Annotated in this window: 18 protein-coding genes; 6 read left to right on the forward strand and 12 right to left on the reverse strand. The window is 70.4% G+C overall.

Features of this window, described 5'->3' with window-relative positions; translation table 11 throughout:
• Positions 1 to 3: 3 nt before the first annotated feature.
• The gene (locus BLW27_RS03915) at positions 4 to 2,358 is read left to right on the forward strand and encodes a TRAP transporter large permease (protein ID WP_089879491.1); all 2,355 of its coding nucleotides are present in this window, start codon (positions 4 to 6) and stop codon (positions 2,356 to 2,358) included.
• 80 nt (positions 2,359 to 2,438) lie between these two features.
• Here BLW27_RS03915 and BLW27_RS03920 read toward each other — a convergent pair whose 3' ends face one another.
• The 3 genes from BLW27_RS03920 to BLW27_RS03930 all read right to left on the reverse strand — a co-directional run bounded on the left by BLW27_RS03920 (position 2,439) and on the right by BLW27_RS03930 (position 4,358).
• Positions 2,439 to 3,251: an arginyltransferase gene (locus tag BLW27_RS03920; RefSeq protein ID WP_089879495.1), complete on the reverse strand. Its 813-nt coding sequence runs from the start codon at positions 3,249 to 3,251 to the stop codon at positions 2,439 to 2,441.
• A gap of 130 nt (positions 3,252 to 3,381) precedes the next feature.
• Positions 3,382 to 3,831 carry an RDD family protein gene (locus tag BLW27_RS03925; RefSeq protein WP_089879499.1) on the reverse strand — a complete coding sequence of 150 codons (450 nt, stop codon included), beginning with the start codon at positions 3,829 to 3,831 and terminating at the stop codon, positions 3,382 to 3,384.
• A gap of 89 nt (positions 3,832 to 3,920) precedes the next feature.
• A complete protein-coding gene (locus BLW27_RS03930; RefSeq protein WP_089879501.1) occupies positions 3,921 to 4,358 on the reverse strand; it encodes a DUF2852 domain-containing protein in 438 nt (145 codons plus the stop codon).
• A 196-nt stretch (positions 4,359 to 4,554) separates the two neighbouring features.
• On the opposite strand from BLW27_RS03930, the gene BLW27_RS03935 reads away from it, so the two are divergent.
• Together BLW27_RS03935 and BLW27_RS03940 are read left to right on the forward strand one after the other, a co-directional pair.
• Positions 4,555 to 7,338: a bifunctional [glutamate--ammonia ligase]-adenylyl-L-tyrosine phosphorylase/[glutamate--ammonia-ligase] adenylyltransferase gene (locus BLW27_RS03935; protein WP_089879505.1), complete on the forward strand. Its 2,784-nt coding sequence runs from the start codon at positions 4,555 to 4,557 to the stop codon at positions 7,336 to 7,338.
• The gene (locus BLW27_RS03940) at positions 7,335 to 7,595 is read left to right on the forward strand and encodes a hypothetical protein (protein ID WP_089879508.1); all 261 of its coding nucleotides are present in this window, start codon (positions 7,335 to 7,337) and stop codon (positions 7,593 to 7,595) included. The genes BLW27_RS03935 and BLW27_RS03940 overlap by 4 nt, the downstream gene beginning before the upstream one ends.
• A gap of 106 nt (positions 7,596 to 7,701) precedes the next feature.
• On the opposite strand, the gene eda is transcribed toward BLW27_RS03940, so the two are convergent.
• Positions 7,702 to 8,340, reverse strand: a complete 639-nt coding sequence (gene eda / locus BLW27_RS03945) for a bifunctional 4-hydroxy-2-oxoglutarate aldolase/2-dehydro-3-deoxy-phosphogluconate aldolase (RefSeq protein WP_089879511.1) — start codon at positions 8,338 to 8,340, stop codon at positions 7,702 to 7,704.
• A gap of 72 nt (positions 8,341 to 8,412) precedes the next feature.
• Positions 8,413 to 10,218 carry a phosphogluconate dehydratase gene (edd, locus tag BLW27_RS03950; protein WP_089879515.1) on the reverse strand — a complete coding sequence of 602 codons (1,806 nt, stop codon included), beginning with the start codon at positions 10,216 to 10,218 and terminating at the stop codon, positions 8,413 to 8,415.
• 216 nt (positions 10,219 to 10,434) lie between these two features.
• Between edd and BLW27_RS03955 the strand changes: the two genes are divergently transcribed.
• Positions 10,435 to 11,634, forward strand: a complete 1,200-nt coding sequence (locus BLW27_RS03955; RefSeq protein WP_089879519.1) for an RSP_2647 family RNA methyltransferase — start codon at positions 10,435 to 10,437, stop codon at positions 11,632 to 11,634.
• Positions 11,631 to 12,182: an RSP_2648 family PIN domain-containing protein gene (locus tag BLW27_RS03960; RefSeq protein WP_089879523.1), complete on the forward strand. Its 552-nt coding sequence runs from the start codon at positions 11,631 to 11,633 to the stop codon at positions 12,180 to 12,182. The genes BLW27_RS03955 and BLW27_RS03960 overlap by 4 nt, the downstream gene beginning before the upstream one ends.
• A gap of 6 nt (positions 12,183 to 12,188) precedes the next feature.
• Here BLW27_RS03960 and BLW27_RS03965 read toward each other — a convergent pair whose 3' ends face one another.
• The gene (locus BLW27_RS03965) at positions 12,189 to 12,434 is read right to left on the reverse strand and encodes a hypothetical protein (protein WP_089879526.1); all 246 of its coding nucleotides are present in this window, start codon (positions 12,432 to 12,434) and stop codon (positions 12,189 to 12,191) included.
• A 229-nt stretch (positions 12,435 to 12,663) separates the two neighbouring features.
• Between BLW27_RS03965 and BLW27_RS03970 the strand changes: the two genes are divergently transcribed.
• Complete coding sequence (locus BLW27_RS03970) at positions 12,664 to 13,737, forward strand: ABC transporter ATP-binding protein (RefSeq protein ID WP_143042201.1); 1,074 nt, start codon at positions 12,664 to 12,666, stop codon at positions 13,735 to 13,737.
• Between the two features lies 1 nt (position 13,738).
• Here the strand turns inward: BLW27_RS03970 and BLW27_RS03975 are convergent, their stop codons facing one another.
• Genes BLW27_RS03975 through BLW27_RS21120 form a run of 6 tightly spaced genes read right to left on the reverse strand, consistent with a single transcriptional unit; the run spans position 13,739 to position 18,157 of the window.
• Complete coding sequence (locus BLW27_RS03975; protein ID WP_089879531.1) at positions 13,739 to 14,002, reverse strand: ribbon-helix-helix domain-containing protein; 264 nt, start codon at positions 14,000 to 14,002, stop codon at positions 13,739 to 13,741.
• Positions 13,999 to 14,217, reverse strand: a complete 219-nt coding sequence (locus BLW27_RS03980) for a DUF4169 family protein (RefSeq protein ID WP_089879533.1) — start codon at positions 14,215 to 14,217, stop codon at positions 13,999 to 14,001. Before BLW27_RS03980 ends, BLW27_RS03975 begins: the two co-directional genes overlap by 4 nt.
• Positions 14,217 to 15,518 carry an HlyC/CorC family transporter gene (locus BLW27_RS03985; RefSeq protein ID WP_089879536.1) on the reverse strand — a complete coding sequence of 434 codons (1,302 nt, stop codon included), beginning with the start codon at positions 15,516 to 15,518 and terminating at the stop codon, positions 14,217 to 14,219. Before BLW27_RS03985 ends, BLW27_RS03980 begins: the two co-directional genes overlap by 1 nt.
• 50 nt (positions 15,519 to 15,568) lie before the next feature.
• Entirely contained in the window at positions 15,569 to 16,507 is a 939-nt protein-coding gene (locus BLW27_RS03990) for a tyrosine recombinase (protein WP_089879539.1), read from the reverse strand.
• Entirely contained in the window at positions 16,504 to 18,018 is a 1,515-nt protein-coding gene (locus BLW27_RS03995; protein ID WP_089879542.1) for a hypothetical protein, read from the reverse strand. Before BLW27_RS03995 ends, BLW27_RS03990 begins: the two co-directional genes overlap by 4 nt.
• On the reverse strand, positions 18,008 to 18,157 hold the full coding sequence (locus tag BLW27_RS21120; protein ID WP_177177810.1) for a hypothetical protein: 150 nt from the start codon (positions 18,155 to 18,157) through the stop codon (positions 18,008 to 18,010). The genes BLW27_RS03995 and BLW27_RS21120 overlap by 11 nt, the downstream gene beginning before the upstream one ends.
• Between the last annotated feature and the right edge of the window lie 73 nt (positions 18,158 to 18,230).

The raw sequence follows: 18,230 nt of genomic DNA on the forward strand, positions 1-18,230 counted from the left end.
TAAATGCTATTCGGACTGGACGGCGTCGAGATCGGCCTGATCATCGTCTTTCTCACGCTCTTTTCGGCGATCCTGTCGGGCTTTCCGGTGGCCTTCGCCATCGGCGGGGCCGGCGTCATCTCTTTCGGCATCATCGCCGCGCTCGACAGCGCGGGGCTGCTGATCCACCAGGCGATCGACACGTCGTCGCAAGCCTACAACGCGCTGGTGGCGTCCGGGGTCGCGCCGGATTCGATCTCGATCTTCCGCTTCCCGGAACTGCCCCGCGTGGGCGAGCCGGTCTTCCCGATGGGGTGGGAGACCGCGCTCGACCGCAACGTCAGCTTCATCGTCAACCGCATCAACGAGCGCGTCATCGCGGGGCAAAGCATCGAGACGCTGCTGGCGGTGCTGATGTTCGTGCTGATGGGCATCGTGCTGGAGCGGTCCAACATCGCCAACGACCTGCTGACCACGATGGCGCGGGTCTTCGGCCCGCTGCCCGGGGGCCTTGCCGTGTCGATCGTGGTGGTGGGCGCGTTCCTGGCCGCGTCGACGGGGATCGTCGGCGCGACGGTGGTCACGATGGGCCTGCTGGCGCTGCCGACGATGCTGCGCAACGGCTATTCGCCGGAGCTGGCAACGGGCGTCATCGCGGCGTCGGGCACGCTGGGCCAGATCATCCCGCCGTCGATCGTGATCGTCCTGCTGGGCACCCTGGCGGGCGAGCTTTATTCCACCGCGCAGGATGCCCGCGCGGTCGCCGCCGGCTGCACCGACGCGCTGACCTTCCTGGGCGAGCCCGCGGTGGTGTCGGTGGGCACGCTGTTCCAGGCAGCACTGTTGCCCGGCATCCTGCTGGCGGTGCTGTACGGCGTCTACGCCTTCGGCTTTGCGCTGCTGAACCCGTCGAAGGCCCCGGCCGTCGCGCTGGGCCGCGCGCCGGGCGAGCCCGTGACCCGCGGCGAGGCCTTCACCTGGTATCTCGGTGTGCCGATCGCGCTGATCGCGGGCACGATGCTGCTGGCGCAGGTCGGCCTGGTGGGCAGCCAGTCGATCGCCACCAGCAGCTACACCGAGGGCGCCGAGGCCGCCAGCCTGCGCACGAACGTGTCGCCGCAATGCCAGGAGTCGATGATCGAGTTGCACGGCCAGGAGGCCTGGGACCGGGCGGTCGCCGAGAACGAGGCGCTGGCCGCCTCGGGCGAAAGCACGCAATCGGTGCGCCGCACCGCCGAGGAGATCGAGACCGCGCGGCTGGAGATGATCGCGAATGCCGCGCCCATCGGCACCGGCGTGGCGATCCTGACCGTTCTGCTGGGCCTGGTGCTGGCCATGGCGCGCGGCGTGTCGCCGTCGTCGGACCCGCGGCCGCTGATGATCGGCGCGGCCGGGTTGCTGCTGGGCCTGCTGGTCGACATCGTGGCGATCGGGCCGCTGACCTCGTCTGGCGCCACGGTGCTGCTGCTGGCGATTCCATGGGCGCTGGCGGTCTATGGCTGCACGCATGCCTTCCGCCGGCTGGCCCGCAACGAGCTGCTGCGCGTGGTCTTCCCGCCGCTGGTGCTGATCGTCGCGGTGCTGGGCTCGATCCTGGGCGGCATCACCAACCCCACGCCCGCCGCGGCGCTGGGGGCGGCGGGCGCCATCATGCTGGCCGCCTACCGCAAGCTGCGCGACCAGGACCGCAGCCCGAAGATCATCATCTGGTCGACGCTGGCCGTCGTCGTGATGATCCTGATCGGCGTGAACTTCGACCTGAGGGTCAACTCGGAAGAGACGGGCTTCGAGAGCTGGGTGGCCTTCGTCTTCGCCTATGCGGCGTACCTGTACGCGCTGTTCGGGCTGCTGTTCGCCTGCTGGGTGCTGTTCCGGTCGGGCGTGCTGACCTCGGCGGTGCGCGAGACGGCGAAGGTGACCAGCATGGTATTCACCATCCTGATCGCGTCGCAACTGCTGAACCTCGTCGTGATCTCGTTCGGGGGCGAGCACTACATCCAGGACTTCCTGCGCAGCTTCGACAACGAGGTGAAGGTCTTCCTCATCGTCATGCTGGTGCTGTTCATCCTGGGTTTCGTCCTGGATTTCCTCGAGATCATCTACATCGTGGTGCCGATCGTCGGCCCGGTGATCTACGGGGGCAGCTTCGATCCGAAATGGGTGACCATCATGATCGCGGTGAACCTGCAGACGTCGTTCCTGACGCCGCCCTTCGGCTTCGCGCTGTTCTACCTGCGCGGCGTCGCCCCGGCCGAGGTCACGACGGGGCACATCTATCGCGGGGTCTTTCCCTTCGTGCTGATCCAGGTGATGGGCCTGCTGCTGCTGTTCTTCTTCCCGTGGGTGGTGACGATCCTGCCCGACCTGATGGCGGGCTGAGCGCGCACCTCTCGAGACGGCAAAGGCCGCGTCCTGTCCGGGGCGCGGCCTTTGCATTAGGGTAAAGGGTCGCTGCGCGGTCAGCCCCGCGTGTCGGGCAGGCTGATGTTGGCCACCTGCTCTGCGATCGGATCGTTCGACAGCGGGTGCATGTCGGCCTCGAAGCCCGCGGGCTCCTTCAGGCGCTGCCACTGGCCGCGCAGGTAGATCTCGAGCGAGTTGAACTGCGCCTTGTAGCCCATCTTGGGACTGCCGGGCACCCAGTAGCCCAGGTAGACGTAAGGAAGCCCCGCCTCGCGCGCGATGTCGATGTGGTCGAGGATCATCCAGGTGCCCAGGCTCGCCTTGTGCAGGTCGGGCTCGTAGAAGCTGTAGACCATCGACAGCCCGTCATCGAGCATGTCGGTCAGGCACACGGCGGTCAGCGCGCCGGTGTCGCGGTCGATGTATTCGATCACGCGGCTGCGGATCGGCGTCTCCTCGATCATCGCCGCGAACTCGAACACGTCCATGTCGGCCATGCCGCCATCGGCGTGCCGGTCGTCGAGATAGCGGCGAAAAAGGTCGTATTGTTCCTCGGTGGCCCAGGGGCTGGCGACGCGGCGTTCGAGACGGGCGTTGCGCTTCAGCGTGCGGCGCTGGCTGCGGCGGGGCTGGAAGCTGCGCACGTCGATCCGCGCCGACAGGCAGGCGGCGCATTCCGAGCAGGATGGCCGGTAAAGCACGTTCTGCGACCGGCGGAAGCCCTGCTTGGACAGCGAGTCGTTGAGCTTCGGCGCGTTGTCGCCCTGCAGCGCGGTGAACAGCTTGCGCTCCATCCGGCCCGGCAGGTACGGGCACGGCTGCGGCGCGGTCACGTAGAACTGCGGGGCAAGCGGAAGCGAGTGGCGCATGGGCGAATATCCCGGATTTTCGACAAAACGGTAACAACCAAACGGCGTTCCGCCAACCCTAATAGAAAGGCGCCGACGTGATGTCGGCGCCTATCCTTTTACGGGGTTAACGCCGCCGCGCGGCGGCGCGTCAGATCGCGCGACGGTTCAGCGCGGCGGTGCCCATGACATGGTCGCTCAGGCCCTGGCCGCGCTCGGTCGCCAGCATCAGGATGACCGAGATCAGCTGGAGCGGGGCGAAGGCCCAGGAGACGGTGTAGCCCAGCGTGTGCAGGAAGGCCTGGCCCAGGTCCAGGCGCCGGCCGGCGGTGTCGCGCAGCTCGATCGCCATCAGGCGCATGCCCCAGGTGGCCGAGCCTCCGGCGATGGTCAGGACGCGGTAGACGAAGCTGATCGCGGCGTAGAGGAACGGCAGGAAGAACAGACCGACGAAGGCGGTCAGAACCACCGCGGGGACCACCATCAGGGCGATCACCGTGACGTCGATCGCCCAGGCGATGCCGCGCTTGACGGCGACGCCGTCGTAGAATTCGGGCTGTGCCACGGGGTCGGGGAGGGCGGAACTGGTGTCTATGAACATGGATGTGCCCCTGTCTCGGCGGTATCTCGGTGCTGTCGGAAAAGGTCCGGGCCGGCCCGCGCGGGCCGGCTCGTGTGGTGCGGGACGGCTCAGTCGGCCGCCTTGTCCGAGGTCTGCTCGGTCGCGTCGCTCCGGCGGGCGCGATCTTCCATGAACTGGTCGAATTCGGCCTTGTCCTTGGCGTCGCGCAGACGCTCGAGGAAGGATTCGAAGGCGGCCTGCTCGTCCTGCAGGCGGCGCAGAGTCTCTTCCTTGTAGGCGTCGAAGGCGCTGTTGCCCGAGGGTTTCATCGCCGCCATCGCGTGGCGGTGCGTGCCGGTGCGGCGGCGGCCGCAGGAACCGTTGAACATGCGCTTGCTCCAGATCATGTAGGCGAGGACGGCCAGTCCGACCGGCCAGAAGAAGACGAATCCGAGGACCATCAGGGCGATCCAGGCGCCCTTGCCCTTGCTGTCTAGCCAGGCCTCGGCCCTGGTGAACCACCCCGCCTTGGCGGACGGGCGGGCGTCGTATGTGGCGGTGGTCATTGTCGCTCTCCGTTGCTGTGTGCGTCCGGGCTATGTGAATGCCCTTCACATCACACTAGATTGCCCTTCGCCGCGATTCTTTCAAGGCGCGATGTGAAGGTTTTTTACATTTTGCGCGCGCGGCATTTCCCATCCCGGCCGGGCGCCATGCAGCGTGCCTGTTGCAACCGCCCGCGGCCCGTGTCCATCTGAGGCCATGTCCGCGATCGCCATCACCCACCTGCCGCGCCCCTTCGACCCCGACCGCGGCGCCGAGGCCCGCGCCGCCGCGCCTTGGGCGTCGGGTGATGTCGCCGCGCTGATCGAGGGCGCGGGCGGGTCCAGCCCCTATCTCAAGTCCCTGGTCGAGAAGGAGGCCGAGTGGCTGGGCCCCGCGCTCGACGATCCCGACGCCGCGCTGGCCGCGCAGGCCGCGGCGCTGTCGGGCACGGCGCATGACGCGCTGCCGGACGCGCTGCGGCAGGCCAAGCGGCGCATGGCGCTGCTGGTCGGGCTGTGCGACCTCGCCGGCGCCTGGCCGCTGGAACGCGTGACCGAGGCGCTGACCCGCTTCGCCGACATGGCCGTGGACCTTGCCCTGCGCGCCTGCGTCGGGCGCGAGATCGCCCGCGGCAAGCTGCCCGGCCAGACCGAGGCGGACATCGCCCAGGCCGGCGGCATGGTCGTGCTGGCGATGGGCAAGATGGGCGCGTTCGAGCTCAACTACTCGTCCGACATCGACCTGATCTGCCTCTTCGACGAAACCCGCTTCGGCGCGGACGACTACCACGAGGCGCGCGCCTCGCTGGTGCGGGCGACGCGAAAGATGACGGCGATGCTGTCGGACATGACCGGCGCCGGCTACGTGCTGCGCACCGACCTGCGCCTGCGCCCCGACCCGGCGGTCACGCCCGTCTGCATGTCGATGGAGGCAGCCGAGCGCTATTACGAAAGCCTGGGCCGCACGTGGGAGCGCGCCGCCTACATCAAGGCGCGGCCCTGCGCCGGCGACATGCCGGCGGGAAACCGGTTCCTGGAAACGCTCACCCCGTTCGTCTGGCGCAAACACCTCGATTTCGCCGCGATCCAGGACGCGCACGACATGCGGCTGCGCATCCGCGCGCACAAGGGGCTGGGCGGGCCGATCACGCTGCCGGAGCACGACATGAAGCTGGGCCGCGGCGGCATCCGCGAGATCGAGTTCTTCACCCAGACGCGGCAATTGATCGCGGGCGGGCGCGACCCGGACCTGCGCACGCGCGGGACGGTGCCGGGTCTGTCGGTGCTGGCAGACAAGGGCTGGCTTCCGCGCGACGTGGCCGACACGCTGGCCGACCATTACCGCGCGCACCGCACGGTCGAGCATCGCCTGCAGATGATCGCCGACGCGCAGACCCACATGCTGCCCCGCGACGACGACGGCTTTGCTCGGCTCGCCTGCCTGATGGGCGTGGACGAGGCCGAGATGCGCGCCGACCTCAAGCGCCGCCTGACCGAGGTCCACGACCTGACCGAGGGCTTCTTCGCCCCGGACGCGGGGGGCGACGCCGGCGATGAAGACCTGCCCGAGGCGCTGCGCGACAGCGATCTGCCCGCGCGCTGGCCCAGCTATCCGGCCCTGCGCTCTAGCCGCGCGACCGAGATCTTCGCCCGGCTCGAGCCCGAGATCCTGCGCCGCCTCGCCGCCACGGCCCGCCCCGAGGAGGCGCTGGACCATTTCGACGGCTTCCTGCGCGGCCTGCCCGCGGGCGTGCAGCTTTTTTCCCTGTTCGAGGCGAACCCGCAGTTGATCGACCTGCTGGTCGACATCGTCGGCACCTCGGCCGATCTCGGGCACTACCTTGCGCGCAACGCCGAGGTGCTCGACGCGGTGATCGGCGGCGATTTCTTTGACGCGTGGCCGGGCCGCGCGGCGCTGCACCAGGGCCTGGCCGGCCGGCTGGGGCAGGAGGAGGACTACGAGCGGCAACTCGACATGGCGCGGCGCTGGTGGCGCGAATGGCATTTCCGCGTCGGCGTGCACCTGCTGCGCGGGCTGATGGGCCCCGAGGAGGCCGGCCGCGCCTATGCCGACCTTGCCGATGCGACGGTGGCGGCGCTGTGGCCCGTGGTGCAGGCGCAGTTCTCGCGCAAGCACGGGCCCCCGCCGGGGCGCGGGGCGGCGGTGCTGGGCATGGGCAGCCTCGGCGCCGGGCGGCTGCACGCGCGATCCGACCTGGACCTGATCGTGATCTACGACGCCACAGGCGACGCGGCCTCGGACGGGCCGCGGCCGCTCTCGGCGCGGCCGTATTACGCCCGGCTGACGCAGGCGCTGATCACCGCGCTGACCGCGCAGACCGCCGAAGGGCGGCTTTACGAGGTGGACATGCGCCTGCGCCCCTCGGGCAAGCAGGGGCCGGTGGCGACCGCGCTGCCGGCGTTCCGCAGCTATCAGGCCGAAGAGGCCTGGACCTGGGAGCACCTCGCGCTGACCCGGGCCCGCGTGCTGGCGGGCCCCGCGGACCTTGGCGAAGAGATCGAGGCGCTGCGGCGCGAGCTTCTGTCAGCGCCGCGCGACCGCGACACGGTGCTGCGCGCGGTCGCGGATATGCGCGCGCGAATCGGCCGCGCGAAGGGGCGGGGCGATCCGTGGGATCTCAAGATCGGACCGGGACGGATGCAGGACATCGAGTTGCTGGCGCAGGCCGCGGCGCTGGTGCCGGGGCCGTCCGCGCGGCAGGTGAACCGCGCGCTGCGCCGCGCCGACTGGCTGGACGACGAGGATCGCGCCGCGCTGATCCGGGCCTATGAATTGCATTGGGCGGTGCAGATCGGCGCCCGGCTGGTCAGCGACAAGGCGCTCGACCCCGAGACGCTGGGCGCGCAGGGCTGCGCCTTCCTCACCCGCATCGCCGGGGTCGAGACGATGAGCGAGCTGAAGCGCGCGCTGGACGACCATGCCGCGCGGGCGGGTGCGATCCTGACCCGCGTGCTGCCCGATCCGGAGGAGGGCGCATGAAAGGCGACGCGCTGGACCCCAAGGGGCTGATCCAGGACGCCTATCGCATCGAAGGCATCACCGAGGCGGAATGCCGCGTGATCTTCCTGGACTGGGCGCTGTCGATGGGAGAGGGCGATCTGGGCCCCCAGATCGCGGCGCTCCTGGAGCGGCACGGTGTGGAGGGGCATCCGATGACGACCGTGCTGCGCGCCGGGCTGGACGGGCCGGTGACCCCCCGCCGGCGTGGCGGCCACCGCGCGCGGCCGCGGGGCTGAACCCGCAACCCGGCGTTAAGTGACCGCAATCGTGCCCGAAGTCCCCGTTTTCGCGCGGCCGGCTCCCATTACGTGCGGCCAGTGACCGTCATCGTGCGGAAATCGGCTAGCGCAGCCCGGCCGCCTCGGCGGCGAGCGCGGTGATGCCCGCCCAGTCGCCGGCTTCCATCATGTCCTTCGGTGCGACCCAGCTGCCGCCGACGCAGAGCACGTTCGACAGGCCTAGGTGATCGCCCGCGTTGCCCAGCGAGACGCCGCCGGTGGGGCAGAACCGCACTTGCGGGATCGGCGCGCCGATCGCCTTCAGCGCCTTGGCGCCGCCATTGGCCTCGGCCGGAAAGAACTTCTGCACGGAATAGCCACGCTCCAGCAGCGCCATCGCCTCGGTCGCCGTGGCCGCCCCCGGCAGCAGCGGCAGATCGGCCTCCTCGCAGGCGTCCAGCAGCCGGTCGGTGGCGCCCGGCGACACGCCGAACCGCGCGCCGGCGTTCTTCGCTGCCTGCACGTCGGCCGGCGTCAGCAGCGTGCCCGCGCCGACGACGCCGCCCTCGACCGTGGCCATCTCGCCGATCGCGGCAAGCGCCGCGGGCGTGCGCAGCGTCACCTCGAGCACCGGCAGGCCGCCGCTGACCAATGCGCGCGCCAGCGGCAGCGCGTGCGCCACATCGTCGATCACCAGCACCGGGATCACCGGCGCCATACGGCAAAGTCTTTCGGTCTCGGTGCTTGCGTCCTGCGGAGTCATGGTCGGGCCCTTACGTGCTGTGGCCGGGGCGGGTGCCCCGACGAGAATAGATGTATCTGAAAGAAGTCGCGGCTATACGACAACGCCCGCGCCGTAGGCGGCTTCGCCCACATTGGCGCGGAAGGCGGCGAAAAGTTCGCGCCCGACGCCGTGGCCGTTGGCCGACAGGTCGGCCTTCACCGGCTCGCGCGCGTCGAAATCGGGTGCGAGGCAGTCGATCGTGCCGGCTTCCGCGTCCACGCGCACGATGTCGCCGTCGCGCAGCCTGGCCAGCGGGCCGCCATCCGCCGCCTCGGGCGAGACGTGGATCGCCGCCGGCACCTTGCCCGACGCGCCCGACATGCGCCCGTCGGTCAGCAGCGCGACCTTGTGGCCGCGGTCCTGCATCACCGCCAGCGTGGGCACGAGGCCATGCAGTTCCGGCATGCCGTTCGACTTCGGCCCCTGGAAGCGCACCACGACCACTGTGTCCCGGTTCAACTCGCCCGCGCGGAAGGCAACCTTCACGTCCTCCTGCTCGGTGAAGATGCGCACCGGCGCCTCTATCACGCGGCGTTCGGGCGCCACGGCCGAGGTCTTGATCATGCCGCGGCCGAGATTGCCGGCCAGCTGGCGCATCCCGCCGGTGGCCTGGAACGGGTCCGAGGCCGGGCGCAGGATCTTGTCGTTCTGCGTCTCGGTCGGCGCGTCCTCCCACGTCAGGCGGCCGTCCTTCAGCTTCGGCTCCTGCCGGTAGCGCGTCAAACCGTCGCCGGCGACGGTCTGCACGTCGTCGTGCAGAAGGCCCGCATCCAGCAACTGGCCGATCATGTATTGCAACCCGCCCGCCGCGTGGAAATGGTTCACGTCCGCCAGCCCGTTGGGATAGACCTTGGCCATCAGCGGCGTGACCGAACTCAGCGCGTCGAAATCCTCGAGATCCAGCTCGATGCCCGCGGCGCGGGCCATCGCCGGCAGGTGGATCACCAGGTTGGTCGAACCGCCCGTGGCCATGAGCCCGACGATACCGTTGACGAAGGCCTTGGCGTCGAGGATGTCGCAGACCGGGCGGTAATCGTTGCCGAGCGCGGTGATCTCCAGAGCGCGCGCGGTGCCGGCGCGGGTCAGCGCCTCGCGCATGTCGGTGCCGGGATTGACGAAGCTGGCGCCGGGCAGGTGCAGGCCCATGAACTCCATCAGCATCTGGTTGGAATTCGCGGTGCCGTAGAAGGTGCAGGTGCCCGGGCCGTGGTAGGATTCCATCTCGGCCTTCATCAATTCGTCGCGGCCGATCTCTCCGGCGGCGTAGCGCTGGCGCACGCGGGCCTTCTCGTCATTTGGAAGGCCGCTGGTCATGGGGCCGGCAGGCATGAAGATGCCGGGGATGTAGCCGAAGGTCGCCGCCGCGATCACCAGACCCGGCACGATCTTGTCGCACACGCCCAGATACGCGGCGGCGTCGAAGGTGTTGTGCGACAGCGCGACGCCTGCGGCCAGGGCGATCACGTCGCGCGAGAACAGGCTCAGCTCCATCCCGACCTGGCCTTGCGTGACGCCGTCGCACATCGCCGGCACGCCGCCCGCGACCTGCGCGGTGCCGCCGGCCTCGCGCGCCGCCTTGCGGATCACCTCGGGGTAGGTCTCGAACGGCTGATGCGCCGACAGCATGTCGTTGTAGGCGGTCACGATGCCAAGGTTTGGCGCGCGGTGCGCGGCGAGGCTGTCCTTGTCCTCTCCCATCGCGGCATAGGCGTGGGCCTGGTTGCCGCAGGTCAGGTGCGCGCGTCGTGGCCCTTCCTCGGCGGCGCGGCGCATGCGGTCGAGGTAGATGGCGCGCCTCTCGGCGGAACGCTCCTCGATCCGCTGGGTGACGCGGGCGACGGTGTCGTTGAGCGGCATGGGAATCCTCCGGTGTGCTAGATCCCGGACGGGCCGGGCGCGGTGGCGGCTTGCCGCCTATGTATGCGCGTTAGCGGTATCAGTAAAGCCGCGCGGCGCCGGTCCGCGCGTGGCATCGTCGCAGCGACAACGCGGCGGCCCGGCTTCGGGTTCGCCGGGCGCGGTTCGTAAGTCGCGGCCGCTTTCCTTGCGCCGCGCGGCGCGCTATGGCGAGGCATGACAGACATGCCCGACCGCCCCGTCCTTCGCCTCAAGCCCAAGGCCAACGCCCGCGCCATCCGCCGCGGCGCACCCTGGGTGTTCGACAACGAACTGGTCCTGGACCGGCGCACCAAGGCGCTGGCGCCGGGCAGCATCGCCCGGCTGGAGGATGCCGAGCGCACGCCGCTGGGCACGGTCGCGGTGAACACCGCCTCGCGCATCACCGGGCGGATGCTGGACCGCGACGCCGAGGCCGTGATCGACGGTGCATGGCTGCAGGGCCGGCTGTCCCGCGCGCTGGCGCTGCGCGAGCGGCTGTACGACGCGCCGTTCTACCGCCTCGTCCATGCCGAGGGCGACGGGATGCCCGGCGTGGTGATCGACCGCTTCGGCGACACGGCCGTGATCCAGCCCAACGCCGCCTGGGCCGAGGTTCTGCTCGAGCCGCTGACCGACGCGCTGGTTGCGGTGACCGGCGTGACCAATGTGCTGAAGAATTCAGGCGGGCGCGGTCGCGCGCTGGAAGGGTTGGACGACGCCGACGCGGTGCTGCGCGGGACCGCGCCGGATGCGCCCGTGCCGGTGGCGATGAACGGCGCCACCTACATGGCGGACCTGATGGGCGGGCAGAAAACCGGCCTGTTCTACGACCAGCGCGACAACCACGCCTTTGCCGCGCGGCTGGCCGGCGACGCGCGGGTGCTGGACGTGTTTTCCCACGTGGGCGGATTTGCGCTGGCGGCGCTGGCTGGGGGTGCGAGCCGCGCGCTGGCGGTCGACGGCTCCGCCCCGGCGCTCGACCTCGCCACGCGCGGCGCCGAGGCCAGCGGCTTTGCCGATCGGTTCGAGACGCGGCAGGGCGACGCCTTCGCCACGATGGAGGCGCTGGCCGAGGAAGGCGCGACCTTCGACTTGGTGATCTGCGACCCGCCCGCCTTCGCGCCGGGCAAGCCGGCGCTGGAAAAGGGCCTGCGTGCCTACGAACGCGTCGCACGGCTAGCGGCGCCGCTGGTGGCCGAGGGTGGCACGCTGGTGCTCTGCTCGTGCTCGCACGCGGCGGACCTGTCGGCCTTCACCGGCGCCTGCCTGCGCGGCATCGGGCGCGCACACCGCTGGGCGCAGCTGCTCCACACCGGCGGTGCCGGGCCGGACCATCCGCTGCTCCCGCAGCTGGCGGAATCGGGCTACCTGAAGGCGCTGGTCTTCCGGCTGTGAAGGTCCTGCTGGACGCCTGCGTGCTGTATCCCACGGTAATGCGCGAGGTGCTGCTGGGCGCGGCCGAGCAGGGACTCTACCGTCCGATCTGGTCCGCGCGCATCCTCGAGGAATGGGCGCGGGCGACGCGGAAACTGGGCCCCGAGGCCGAAGCACAGGCGCGCGGCGAGATCGCGTTCATGGGCGCCGCTTGGCCCGGTTCCGCGGTCAGTTGGCCGCCCTCGCTGGAGGATCGCCTGTGGCTGCCGGACGCGAACGACGCGCATGTCCTCGCCGCAGCGATCGCGGGCTCGGCCGACATGATCGTGACCGTCAACGCCAAGGACTTTCCCCGTGGCCTGCTGGCCGAGGAGGGACTGAGCCGCGCCGATCCCGACGCCTTCCTTCTGGGGCTGTTCAAGGCCGACCCGAACGCGCTGCGCACCGCCTGCGCGGCGGTGCTGGACAAGGCGCGCGCCCTGTCGTCCGATCCGTGGGAAATGCGCCCGCTGCTGAAGAAGGCGCGGCTGCCGCGGCTGGCCAAGGCGCTGGACCAGCCCCCGGCCTGACCCGCCTCAGGCCAGCGCGGGCTGGCCGCCCTCGGCGCCGCGCTTGGTCGCCGCGCGATAGCGCGCGATGACGCTGTAGACGCAGGCGCGCATCTCGCTGACGCCCCGGTATTCGCGCCCCGGCAGGACGAAGCGATGCTCGCCCACGCGCGCGGTCAGCACGTCGCCCGAGCGGCGCATGGCGAACGGCTTGATATCGTCGAGGACGCCCTCCACCGCATCGTCGTTCAGCGAGAAAATCTTGAGGCCCATGTCCTGCTCCTTCTTTTTGTCGGGCGAAGCCGATGCGCGCGTCAGATGCCCCGAAGAGCGGGCCCGCGCATCAGCGACTCTAGAACGCGTTGATTAACGAAGTGTTCCCGACACTTGGCGCCCGGCGTCTGGCCGTTCTTGGGCGCGCCGGCTTGCGGGTTTCGCCCATGGAGGCTATCTGCCGCTCTGACCGACCGATTTGATCGGATATCCGCGCGGAAGGGCATGCATGACCTCGCCTAGGCTTGAAACCCGCGACCTTGTGCGCCGCTTCGACGGCAAGGCCGTGGTCGACCACGTGTCGCTGTCGATCCTGCCGGGCAACGTCACCTGCCTGCTGGGGCCGTCGGGCTGCGGCAAATCCACCACCCTGCGCATGATCGCCGGCGTCGAGCAGCAGGACGCGGGCGAGATCTACGTCGACGGCAGGCTTGTCTGCGACACCGTTACGCGGGTGCCGCCGGAAAAGCGGTCGGTCGGGCTGATGTTCCAGGATTTCGCGCTGTTCCCGCATCTCAGCGTGGCCGACAACGTGGCCTTCGGACTGAAGGGGCCGAAGGCGGCGCGGCGCAAGCGCGCGGGCGAGTTGCTGGAACGCGTCGGGCTGTCGCACCACTTCGACGGCTATCCCCACCAGCTTTCGGGTGGCGAGCAGCAGCGCGTGGCGCTGGCCCGCGCCATCGCGCCCAAGCCCAAGGTCATGCTGATGGACGAGCCGTTCTCGGGGCTCGACAACCGGCTGCGTGACGGCATCCGCGACGACACGCTGGACCTGCTGAAGGAAGAGGGCACCGGCGTGCTGCTGGTCACCCACGAACCCGAAGAGGCGATGCGCATGGCCGACGAGATCGCGCTGATGCGCGACGGCCGGATCGTGCAGCTGGGCGCGCCCTACAACATCTACAACTCGCCCGCCGACAAGGCCGCGGTGGCGTTCTTCTCGGACGTGAACGTCCTGAGCGGGCGCGTGCAGGGGGCACTGGTCGACACGCCCTTCGGGCAGTTCCTCGCCCCCGGCGTGCCCGATGGGGAGACGGTCGAGATCGTGTTCCGCCCGCAGCACGTGACCATCGACTTCGACCGCAACGGCCGCGGCCCGAACCCGACCGAGATCGCAGGCACGCCGGCCCGCGGCGTGGTGCGGCGCGCGCGGTTCATGGGATCCGAAAGCCTGGTCGAGTTCCGCATGGATCACGACGGCCAGATCCTGCGCGCCACGGTGCCGAACGTGTTCCTGCCCAAGCCGGGCACGCCGCTCTGGCTGAGCGTCCGCCGCGACCGCTGCTTCGTCTTCCCGGCCTAACCTAGCCGCGCGGACCGGTTTCCCGCGCGTCCCGTTCCGCCGTGTCCAGCCGCGCCTTCAGGCGCCGCAGCACGAAGACCCGCATGGCCGAGGCAAGGCCGGTGCCGGGTTCGCGCGCGGCGTCGATCTCGGCGGCCAGAGCCTCGATCGGCTTGGCCTCGGCGCGGGCGATGGCGCGGAACTCGGCCCAGAACTCGTCCTCCAGCGAGACCGAGGTGCGGTGCCCGCGCAGGGTGAGCGAGTGCTTGACCGGCGGGCCGCTCATGCGCTGCCGCCGGGCTCGTCCGGCGGATCGTCGCCGTTCTTGTCGTCGCGCCTCTTGCCCGAATGCTCGCGCCCGGCCTTCTCGGCCCGCGCGCGCGCCAGCTCCTTCTGCGCCTTGCTCAGCCCGTGGAAGGCGGCGTTCGCATCGGCCTTGCGGCGCTTCTCCGCACGATCGCGGGCTTTCCGCACACGGTTGAGGTTCACCACGCCGACCATCACTCGGCCACCGTGTCCAGCGGACGCACCTTCAGCCGCGTGATGCGGTTGTTCTCGCGCGCCATGACCTCGAACCGGAAGCCGTGGAAGGAAAAAACCTGCCCCACGACGGGGATCATCTGCGCTTCGTGGATGACCAGCCCCGCGACGGTGTTGGCCTCGTCGTCGGGCAGCGTCCAGTCGGTGGCGCGGTTGAAGTCGCGGATCGTCATAGCGCCGTCGATCCAGTAATGTCCGTCCTCGGCGCGGCGGATCGGGTGGTCGCCCTGCGGGTCGAACTCGTCGGTGATCTCGCCCACGATCTCCTCGAGGATGTCCTCGAGCGTGATCAGACCCTGCAGGCTGCCGTACTCGTCCACCACCAGCGCGAAATGCGTCCTTCGTCGCAGGAACTGCCGCATCTGGTCGTCCAGCGACGTGGTGTCGGGGACGAAATACGGCTTCATCATCACGTCGGTGACGTTGAACCCCTTCAGCGCCTCGGCCGAGGATTCCGAGCCGTCGATCAGCTTGTACATCGCGCGCAGCAGGTCCTTGGCATGGATCAGGCCGATGATGTTCTCGGGGTCGTCGCGGAACACCGGCAGGCGCGTGAAGCTGCTCTCGAGGCATTGCTGCAGGATGTCCTGCGGCGGCGTGTCCGCGTCCAGCATCTCGATCTTCGAGCGGTGGAGCATGATCTCCTCGACCGTGCGGTCGCCGAGGTCGAGCGCGCCCAGGATGCGGTCGCGGTCCTCCTTCTCGACCACGCCCTCGGAATGGCCCAGCTGCAGCGCGCCGGCGATCTCCTCGCGCACGGCGAGGATCTGGCTGTCGGGGTCGGTCCGAACGCCGAAGACGCGCAGCACGCCGCGCACCAGCAGGCGCACCGCGCTGACCATGGGCGAGAACACCTTGACGATGACGCCGATCGGCGTGGCCACGCGCGCGGCGGCCAGTTCCGGGTTGGTGATGGCGTAGGTCTTGGGCAGCACCTCGGCGAAGATCAGCACCAGCAGCGTCATCACCAGCGTCGCCAGCGCCACGCCGGATTCGCCGAACAGCCGCGTGAACAGCGCCGTCGCCAGCGAGGTGGCCAGGATGTTGACCAGGTTGTTGCCCAGCAGGACCGAGCCGATCAGGCGCTCGTTGTCCTCGGTGATCTTCAGCGCCCGCGCGGCGCCCGTCGATCCCTTGTCCTGCGCGGCGCGCAGCTTGCCGCGCGACGCGGCCGTCAGCGCGGTCTCGGACCCCGAGAAGAAGCCCGACAGCGTCAGCAGGCCAAGGATGGCTGCGATGGTGATCCAGAAGGCGGCGTCCATGTCATCCCGGTCCGTTCGTTACCGGCCCGGTTATCGGCCGCCGGACCGCATCAATCAAGGTCCGCCTCGGCGCGCGCCAGCGGATGGTGCTGCAGCACCAGTTCGCGCAGCCGTGCCTCGAGCACGTGGGTGTAGATCTCGGTCGTGGCGAGGTCGGCATGCCCCAGCAGCGTCTGGATCGAGCGCAGGTCGGCGCCGTTCTCCAGAAGGTGGGTGGCGAAGGCGTGGCGCAGCGTGTGCGGCGTCACGGCCTCTGGCGACACCCCGGCCTCGACCGCGAAGGCCTTGATCAGCAGGTAGAATCCGTGCCGCGTCAGGTGCCCGGACCGGCCGTGCGAGGGGAACAGCCAGGCCGAGGTCGGCCGGCCCGCAATGCGCGCCACGTCCTGTTCCGCGTCGCGCAGCGCCAGCCACTCGGCCAGCGCGGCGCGGGCGGGCGGCGACAGCGGGACCATGCGTTCCTTGCCGCCCTTGCCGCGCACCAGCAGCATGCGCGGATCGCCCCGCGCGGCCGAGGCCGGCAGCGACACCAGTTCCGACACGCGCATCCCCGTCGCGTAAAGCACCTGCATCAGGCAGGCGTTGCGGGCGCGTTCGAGCGCGTTCCGGCCGTGGCTGGCGGCGGCCTCCAGCAGGCGGTCCACGTCGCGCACCGGCAGGCTGCGCGGCAGTCGCTTGTCGCGCCCCGGACCGGCGATCTGCACCGCCGGGTTGTCCTCGCGCAGGCCCTCCTCGAAGGCGAAGCGGTAAAGCTGCTTGATCGCCGACAGCCGCCGGGCCCGCGTTGCACGCGACAGCCCCTCGGCGTCGCAGGCGATCAGGTAGGATTCGATCGTGTCGCGCGAGGCGGTGGCGAAACTTTCGCCCCGATCCGCAAGCCATTCCGCCGTCAGCCGCAGGTCGCGCGCATAGGCGGCGAGCGTGTTGGCCGCCGCACCCCGTTCGGCGGCGATCGCCTCGAGGAAGGGCTCGATCCACCGCGTGCTCATCGCCGCGCCCTTTCGGCATCCAGCAGCATCGCCTGCAGCGCCGCCTGCCGTGCGGTATCCTCGAGCCCCACCGCCCGCAGCGTCGCCAGCGCCTCGGTCAGGCTGTGCGGATTGCCGGCCATCCCGTCAGAGAACAGCCCGATCGCGCGCAGCAGGGTCTCGCCCAGCGAGGTCTCGACCAGCGCGTCCGCCAGCCCGTCCGGCGGCAGGGCGCCCGGGGCGAAGGCGGCGGCGACGGCCGCGGCGTGGGGCAGGTCGGGGACCGGCGCCTCGGCCAGGTCGTAATCCTCGGGTGCTACGCCGGCGATCGCGCGCAGGAAGGCGGTCGCGTCGTCGCCCGCCGCCAGGTCTCCCGCCAGGCCGCGATAGTCGGGCGACAGCAGCGCCGCGCGTTCGGCCATGCGGGCGGCGCGGCCTTCGAGCGGCAGGTCGGCCAGTTGGCGCGCGAAGAGCGTCGAGAACGGTACGAGCAGCCCGGCGCTCGCCATCTGCGGCCAGGCCTTTTCCAGCGCCGGGCCGACCGCGCCGGGCACGTCGCTGGCCAGCGCGCCTTCCAGCGCCTGGAAGGCCGCGACCCGGTCCCAGACGCCGCCCGACGCGGCCGGCTGCCGCGCGGTGTAGACCCCCAGCAGGCGGTTCGCCGGCAGCGCGCCGACGCGCGCGAGCCGTTCGGCGGCGACGATCTGCGCGCGCCAGCCCATGTCGCCGGTCAGGTCCAGCACCGCGAAGGGCAGCGGCAGCGGTGCCGTGGGCAACGGTTCTCCGACGGACTCGAACAGGCGGAATTCCAGCGGCGTCGGCCGCACCGGCGGCTGCAGCGGGCCGCGTGCCTCGTGGATCTCGGGGTCGAGATATCGCTCCAGCAGGTCGACCCGGCGGGCGGGCAGGGCACCGATCTGGCCGGCGCTGCCCAGGATCAGGGCAGCGCGGCTCCAGTCGCCGCCGCGCGCGATGCAGAACACCCGCAGGCCAAGGTCGTCGCTCAGCGCCGGGCGCGCGGCCAGCGTGCGGCAGGGCGCCTCGATCCGGCCCAGCAGCAGCGTCAGGTCGGCCCACCGTGCGAACAGCTGCGGCTCGTTCGTGCCGACGATCTCGAGCACGGCCAGCGCCTCGTCGACCGCGCCGGCCTCGAACAGCCAGTCCAGCCGCGCGCCCAGATGCGCCACGCCCGAGTCGGGCGACGGTGGCGCGGCCTCGGCCAGCATCAGCGTGCGCATCAGCGCCCGAAGCGCCGGCACGGCCGGGTCGGTCTCGGCAATCAGGCGCGCCAGGCGGGACGCGTCGGAGCCTTCCCACAGGGTGTTCGGCAGACCAGTGACCGAGGGCGGCAGCAGCCCGGCGGCGCCCACGCCCTGCGCGCCCAGCGGCGCGCTGTCGACATGCGGCACCGTGACCCCGTCGGCGACGACGGGCTCTCCCGCGGGCGCGCCCGTCGGGTCGTCCTGCGCCACGACCGGCGCGGCGGCCGTCAGAAGCGCCAGCAGCAGGCGGGCAAGGGGCCTAGCGGTCATCGAGCTCGACAGGCACGCGGATCTCGGATTGCGGCGGGCTGAAATCGGCGCCGAACCACGGGCCGAGATAGGCGTAGGCGACGAGCACGACCAGGCAGAGGATCAGCAGATAGAACAGCCATTTGATGATGCGACCCATGCGTTGCGGTTTCCTGCCCTGATTTTTCCCTCTTATAACTGGCCTTTTTGTTCCTTACACGGCATTCACGCAA

It is taken from the genome of Citreimonas salinaria (assembly GCF_900107235.1).
Taxonomy (GTDB): Bacteria; Pseudomonadota; Alphaproteobacteria; order Rhodobacterales; family Rhodobacteraceae; genus Citreimonas; species Citreimonas salinaria.

What these genes read in the sequence shown, in the direction of transcription:
- BLW27_RS03925 (WP_089879499.1), bottom strand. Translation starts at nt 3,831, where the DNA reads ATGTTCATAGACACCAGTTCCGCCCTCCCCGACCCCGTGGCACAGCCC.
- BLW27_RS03935 (WP_089879505.1), top strand. Translation starts at nt 4,555, where the DNA reads ATGTCCGCGATCGCCATCACCCACCTGCCGCGCCCCTTCGACCCCGAC.
- BLW27_RS03990 (WP_089879539.1), bottom strand. Translation starts at nt 16,507, where the DNA reads ATGAGCACGCGGTGGATCGAGCCCTTCCTCGAGGCGATCGCCGCCGAA.
- BLW27_RS03930 (WP_089879501.1), bottom strand. Translation starts at nt 4,358, where the DNA reads ATGACCACCGCCACATACGACGCCCGCCCGTCCGCCAAGGCGGGGTGG.
- BLW27_RS03980 (WP_089879533.1), bottom strand. Translation starts at nt 14,217, where the DNA reads ATGGTCGGCGTGGTGAACCTCAACCGTGTGCGGAAAGCCCGCGATCGT.
- BLW27_RS03915 (WP_089879491.1), top strand. Translation starts at nt 4, where the DNA reads ATGCTATTCGGACTGGACGGCGTCGAGATCGGCCTGATCATCGTCTTT.
- BLW27_RS03965 (WP_089879526.1), bottom strand. Translation starts at nt 12,434, where the DNA reads ATGGGCCTCAAGATTTTCTCGCTGAACGACGATGCGGTGGAGGGCGTC.
- BLW27_RS03940 (WP_089879508.1), top strand. Translation starts at nt 7,335, where the DNA reads ATGAAAGGCGACGCGCTGGACCCCAAGGGGCTGATCCAGGACGCCTAT.
- BLW27_RS21120 (WP_177177810.1), bottom strand. Translation starts at nt 18,157, where the DNA reads ATGGGTCGCATCATCAAATGGCTGTTCTATCTGCTGATCCTCTGCCTG.
- edd (WP_089879515.1), bottom strand. Translation starts at nt 10,218, where the DNA reads ATGCCGCTCAACGACACCGTCGCCCGCGTCACCCAGCGGATCGAGGAG.
- BLW27_RS03955 (WP_089879519.1), top strand. Translation starts at nt 10,435, where the DNA reads ATGACAGACATGCCCGACCGCCCCGTCCTTCGCCTCAAGCCCAAGGCC.
- eda (WP_089879511.1), bottom strand. Translation starts at nt 8,340, where the DNA reads ATGACTCCGCAGGACGCAAGCACCGAGACCGAAAGACTTTGCCGTATG.
- BLW27_RS03920 (WP_089879495.1), bottom strand. Translation starts at nt 3,251, where the DNA reads ATGCGCCACTCGCTTCCGCTTGCCCCGCAGTTCTACGTGACCGCGCCG.
- BLW27_RS03995 (WP_089879542.1), bottom strand. Translation starts at nt 18,018, where the DNA reads ATGACCGCTAGGCCCCTTGCCCGCCTGCTGCTGGCGCTTCTGACGGCC.
- BLW27_RS03975 (WP_089879531.1), bottom strand. Translation starts at nt 14,002, where the DNA reads ATGAGCGGCCCGCCGGTCAAGCACTCGCTCACCCTGCGCGGGCACCGC.
- BLW27_RS03985 (WP_089879536.1), bottom strand. Translation starts at nt 15,518, where the DNA reads ATGGACGCCGCCTTCTGGATCACCATCGCAGCCATCCTTGGCCTGCTG.
- BLW27_RS03970 (WP_143042201.1), top strand. Translation starts at nt 12,664, where the DNA reads ATGACCTCGCCTAGGCTTGAAACCCGCGACCTTGTGCGCCGCTTCGAC.